The 5575-nt window shown below is 64.9% G+C and carries 5 protein-coding genes; 2 read left to right on the top strand and 3 right to left on the bottom strand.

The features are described 5' to 3' along the window. Both AC1DT2_RS14740 and AC1DT2_RS14745 read left to right on the top strand, forming a co-directional pair. On the top strand, positions 1 to 1461 hold a 1461-nt coding region (locus tag AC1DT2_RS14740; RefSeq protein ID WP_477297109.1), incomplete at its 5' end, for a TonB-dependent receptor domain-containing protein. After that, entirely contained in the window at positions 1458 to 2711 is a 1254-nt protein-coding gene (locus tag AC1DT2_RS14745; protein ID WP_477297111.1) for a histidine phosphatase family protein, read from the top strand. The genes AC1DT2_RS14740 and AC1DT2_RS14745, both read left to right, overlap by 4 nt. On the opposite strand, the gene AC1DT2_RS14750 is transcribed toward AC1DT2_RS14745, so the two are convergent. From AC1DT2_RS14750 to AC1DT2_RS14760, 3 genes are all read right to left on the bottom strand, one after another. Continuing rightward, on the bottom strand, positions 2690 to 3799 hold the full coding sequence (locus tag AC1DT2_RS14750) for a calcium:cation antiporter (protein WP_477297112.1): 1110 nt from the start codon (positions 3797 to 3799) through the stop codon (positions 2690 to 2692). The genes AC1DT2_RS14745 and AC1DT2_RS14750 overlap by 22 nt on opposite strands. A 103-nt stretch (positions 3800 to 3902) precedes the next feature. Next, on the bottom strand, positions 3903 to 5315 hold the full coding sequence (locus tag AC1DT2_RS14755) for an efflux transporter outer membrane subunit (protein WP_477297113.1): 1413 nt from the start codon (positions 5313 to 5315) through the stop codon (positions 3903 to 3905). After that, positions 5312 to 5575: efflux RND transporter permease subunit (locus AC1DT2_RS14760; protein WP_477297114.1), on the bottom strand; the 264-nt coding region annotated here is incomplete at its 5' end. The genes AC1DT2_RS14755 and AC1DT2_RS14760, both read right to left, overlap by 4 nt.

The following is a 5575-nucleotide window of genomic DNA, read 5'->3' on the forward strand; positions in this document are numbered from 1 at the left end:
AGCTACAACCGCGAACACCAGAACACCGTGCAGGGCGCGACGAAGGAGGAGATCGACCGTGACGGGTGGCGCTTCGGGCTCGGTAACGATCCGACCGTGCAGAACTACAAAGGCGCCAATAACGCGGCCTACTATTCCAGTTTCACCTATGTCGGGCTGGCCAGCCAGGTGGCCGGCTGGGATGTCGACGATAAGCTGTACCTCAATACCTTCGATCACTGGGCGCGCAAGACCGCCGACGCTTCGGACATCGATCCCGCCGACAACGGTGTCACCTTCTACGACGCGAAAGGCAAGAAGGTCGCGACATCGAAGACCGACCTGCCGGGCAAGCTCGCCGATTCCGGCTTCCATGCCTTCGGCAACGTACTTCGCCTCGGTCGCGACCTGGGTGACGGCACGCTGCTCACGGGTATCTGGCTGGAGCGCAGCCTGGATGCGCGGTACCAGTATCCAGTCGACCTGACGACCGGTGCGAAGACGGGCACCAAGTATGGCCCTGTCGACAACTACCTTCTCGACGATCGCACGGACACGGTGCAGCCTTATCTTCAGTACGACTGGAAGGTGACCGACGCCATCACCGTGAGCCCGGGCGTGCGCTACTCCGAGGTGACGCGAAGCATCGACGCGCCGCTGAACAAGGTGTCACCGCCGGTGCCGCTCAGCGCCGAAGCCACTTACCACGCCGCCCTGCCATCGATCAGCGTGCATGATCGCCTCAGCGACTCGTGGAGTGCTTATGCGCAGGCGGCGGAGGGCTTCCTTGCGCCGCCGATCGATGTGATCCAGGTCAACGGCTCGCACAGCCTGCAACCGGAGAAGACGAAGAACTACCAGCTCGGCACGGCTTATGCGTCAAGCAAGCTCACCTTCGGCGCTGATGTCTACTACATCAACTTCTCCAACTTCATCACGGAAACCCAGGTCACAACCGACAACGGCAACGAGGACACCTTCATCAATGGTGGCGGCGCCATCTACAAGGGTGCCGAAATGGAAGCCACCTTCGCCCTTACGCGTGCCTTGAGCCTTTACGGCAACGCCAGCTACAACAAGGCGACCTACAAAGGCAGCAGCGTGCAGGTCGCCGGTACGCCCAAGGTCACGGCAGCCCTGGGTCTGCTCTACAGCAACACCAATGGCTACTTCGGTTCGCTGATGGGCAAGTTCCTTGGCCACCAGTATGGACTGGACAACACGACCGATGACGCCGGTAATATCCAGTTCGCCAATGACCAGCGCATCGCCGGCTACTTCAGCGTCGACGCCGCGGCAGGCTACCGGACGGACAAGGGCCCGGCAGGCACCAAGGGCTACTCGATCAGCGTCGACGTCAATAACCTGTTCAACGTGCACAAGCTCACCGGCTACGCAGGGACGCAGGCGGTGAGTGGCGATCCGCTCTACTTCGGCCTGCCTGGCCGCGGCATCTTCCTCGACCTGTCGGTGAAACTATGAGACGCGCGCTCGCACTGCTCTTCTCACTCGCCGCGGCGACGGCATGCGCCGCCCACGCGCCGTCTGCCGAAACCACGCAGATCGACATCGTGCTGATGCGCCACGGTGTCCGATCGCCGACCAAGCCTGCGGAGACCTATGCCGCCTATGCCGAGGGCGAGTGGCCGACGTGGCCGGTCGCGCCGGGCATGCTCACCCTGCACGGCCACCAGGGCATGACGGCCATCGGGGGACGCCTTCGCCGGCTACTCCTGGACGACGGCACGATCGCGGCAACCTGCCCCGAGCCGGCATCGTTCGTGGTGATCGGCGACAGCACGCCGCGCAACCTCGAGAGCGCCGGTGCGCTCGTCGCGGGTCTGGCACCGGGATGCCACGGCTCCTTCCTCGCTGTCGCGGGAGCAGCGAACAATCCGCTCTTCCACTTCGTCAAGGACACGGGCAAGGGCAAGGCAGACGAGGATGACGACGATGCTGCCGTGGACGCGCCCTCCCCGCCGCCCGTACTCGCCGAACTGCAGACGGTCCTTCTCGGCTGCACGCCGGCCGCTTGTGCCAACGTCGCGGCAACCCGGCACAAGAAGCTGCTTCTGGATGCTCCCGACCATGTAGCCAAAGCCATGAAGCTCGCTGGCACGCTCAGCGAGAACCTTATGCTTGGCTATGTCGAAGGCCTGCCGATGACCGCTGTCGCCTTCGGACGCGCGGATGCCACTGTGCTCGGCCGCCTGATCACCCTGCACAACGCGCAGTTCGCCGCAACGAAGAAATCCATGCCCGCCGCTGCGAATGCCGGTTCCAACCTCGTCGCACACATCGTCGCCAGCCTGGATGCCGCGCATGGAACCCGGCCTGGCGTCGCCCCGCTATCGACCTCCGGCCACGGTGTCGTCGTCCTGGTCGGGCATGACACCAACCTTGCGAACGTTGCCGGCGTCCTCGGCCTGGACTGGCATGACGAGCAGGTGCCCGACGATTATCCGCCCGGGGGCGCGCTGGTCTTCAGCCTGGTCCACCGCAAAACGGGGGACATCGTCCGCGTCCGCAGCCTGATGCCGTCCATGGATGCGCTTCGCGCCACTCACTTCGACGATGTCACGGCGAAAGCCGTTCGTGTGCAAGGTTGTCGCGTGATCGGCGAGTGCACCGTCGGGGAATTCGACGCGCTCGCGCGCAAGGCCGTGGATCCGGCACGCGTGGATACGTCGCTACCCGCCATGACCGCGACTCAGGGGGAGAACAGGAAGTAGACGAAGCACACGAAGATCGTCAGGTGCACCGCGCCCTGGAGCAGGTGCGTCCTGGCGCTCGAAAACGTGAGCAGGGAGAGCACAAGCGTCAGGACGAACAGGATCAGGTCGGTGTGTTCCAGTCCGAGGATGACCGGGTGGTGGGTCATCTGGCCAATCACCAGGATGGCCGGAATGGTCAGGCCGATCGTGGACAGCACCGAGCCGAGGAAGATGTTCACGGCGCGCTGCRGGTCGTTACGGCTTGCCGCGCGAATCGCCCCCATGCCCTCGGGCAAGGCGACGAGGATCGCCATGGTGAGCCCGCCCATGGCGGCCGGGGCATTCAGCGTCTCCACGACGTAATCGACGGGGATAGCGAGCTGGTCGACCAGGAAGACCACGGGAATCATGTAGGCGATGAGCAGCGCCGCGGATACGAGGGGCCCGTGGCGCGACCGCACCTCCGCGTCGCTGTCGCGAGCCGTGGATGCATCCGTGGTGAAGTACCCCTTCATGCGTTTCGTCTGCAGGCCGAGGAAGGTCGCGTACAACGTGAGTATCGCGACCACCAGGAACATCTGGTGAGCGAACGGCAGCGGCGACCCCTCCGCCACGTTCGTGAAYCGGGGCAACACCAGGCCGAGTACGCCCAGGGGAATGATCAGGCCAAGGTAGGCATTCGCACCCTGAAGGTTGTAAGCCTGCTCGCGGTGTTTCCATCCGCCCCACAGCAGCGACAGGCCGACCATGCCGTTGAGCACGATCATGGTCACCGAGAACAAGGTATCGCGTGCCAGCGTGGGGTTGTTCGCTCCGTGCAGCATGACGGCCGAGATGCTCATGATCTCGATGGACGTCACCGCGATGGTGAGCACCAGCGTGCCGAGCGGTTCGCCCAGATGATGGGCAAGTCGCTCCGCATGCCTGAGCACCGCGAGGGCGGAGCCGAGGATGACGACGAACAGCCAGACAAACATCAGGATGAGCCACGCCCGCGACTCGAGGCCGGCCAGGAGTGAGTCATGCATGCCCAGGAAAACCGCGCAGGTCGCGGCGGTGATGACCAGGAACCCTTCCTGTCGTGCCAGCGCGGTCGGTGTAGTCATGCCTGCTCCCCAGTAGAACTGCCTAGCCCCGGAGCGTGATCCTACGCTCGTCGGCGGCCCGCCGCGCGGACGACGAAGCAAGCAGCGCGTGCGGCATCGATCCTCAGGGCGACGGCACCGGGCCGCCGGTGTCGCCGATCAGGGACACGGCATCGAGCAGGCGCTGCTCGCGTACATCGAGCGCGTTCTGCTGGGTGCTGTACAGCGTGGTCTGCGCCGTGACGGCGGTGGTGTAGTCGACCGTACCCGCCTTGTATTCGTTGAAGGCAATCTCCGAACCTCGCGTAGCATCGCTCACCGCGGCGTCGAGCACCTCGGCCTGCTGGGCCAGGATGCGGATGCCGGCAAGATCGTCCTCGACGTTCTGCAGCGCCGTGAGTACCGTGCCACGATAGTTCGCCACGGACGCTTCATAGGACGCGCGTGCGGCCGCGACCTGGCCATGCCGCGCACCGGCGTCGAAGATCGTCTCGCTCACGTCGGCACCCAACGACCAGACGTGATTGGCCACGTGTAACAGGCCGGCCAGGGGCGATTGCGAGAATCCATCCGCACCGGAAAGCGTGATATCCGGATAGTAGGCGGCCACCGCGACGCCGATCGCGGCATTCTGCGCAGCCATGTCCCGTTCGGCGAYGGCGATGTCCGGCCGACGCTGGAGCAGCGTCGACGGCATCCCGACCGGAACCGAGGGTAAGGTCGGCAGTGCGGTGCTATGGGGAATGTCGAGTTCCTCGGGGGTCTTGCCAACCAGCACGGCAATCGCGTGCGCGTATCGCGCCCGTGAGACACCTAGCGCGATCAGACTTGACTGCGCGTTCTCCAGTTGCGTGCGCGCTGCAATGACGTCCGACGGCGGCGTGATACCGGCGTTGCCCTGGTTGGCCACGACGCGCAGGAACTCCTTGTAGGCATCGACGGTATGCGTCAGCAGATCGATATTGGCGTCGGTGACGCGAAGGTCGATCACCGCCGTGGCCAGCGCCACCTGCTCGGTCAGCGTGGCGTTGGCGAGGGTCGCGGCTCCGGCGTCGGCCGTCGCCTTGCTTTCTTCGACGGCACGACGCGTCTTACCCCAGAAGTCGGGCGCCCAGCTCACGTTGCCTTCCAGCGAACCCGCCGTGCGGATGCCCGGATTCACCGAAATGCTGTTACCCGTGCCGTTGCTGGCGCTGCGCTGCTTCGTGGCGGATCCGGTCACACCGATGGTCGGGAACAGCCCGCTACGTGCGATCTGTACCTCCGCCAGCGCCTCCTGATAGTTCGCGTAGCTCTGGCGCACGGTCTGGTTCGACACCGACACCATCGGTTCGAGCTGGTCGAGCAAYGGGTCGTGGAACACCGCCCACCAGTCACCCTTCGGCGCGGCGTCGTCGGGCTGGGCCGGACTCCAACCCGGCGTCTCCTTGAAGGCGACGGGCATGGCGACATCGGGCTTCTTGTAGTCGGGGCCGACCATGCACCCGTGCAGTAACCACGCGATCGACGCGACGAGGAGGGTTCGGGAAGTCTTCATAGGGCTGTGCTCGCGTCGACGTGGTTCCATGGCAGGCGGGCATTCCACCGTGCCAGCCTGGCGCGGAAACCGTCCAGGTAGAGATAGATCACCGGAGTGGTGTAAAGCGTGACGATCTGGCTGAGGATCAGTCCGCCCATGACGGTAATGCCCAGCGGCTGGCGCAACGAAGCGCCCTGCCCGATACCGATCGCCAGCGGCACCGCGCCAAGAACGGCAGCCGCGGTGGTCATCATGATCGGGCGCAGGCGGATCACGGC

This window comes from Luteibacter sp. P4_E6, assembly GCF_056401535.1.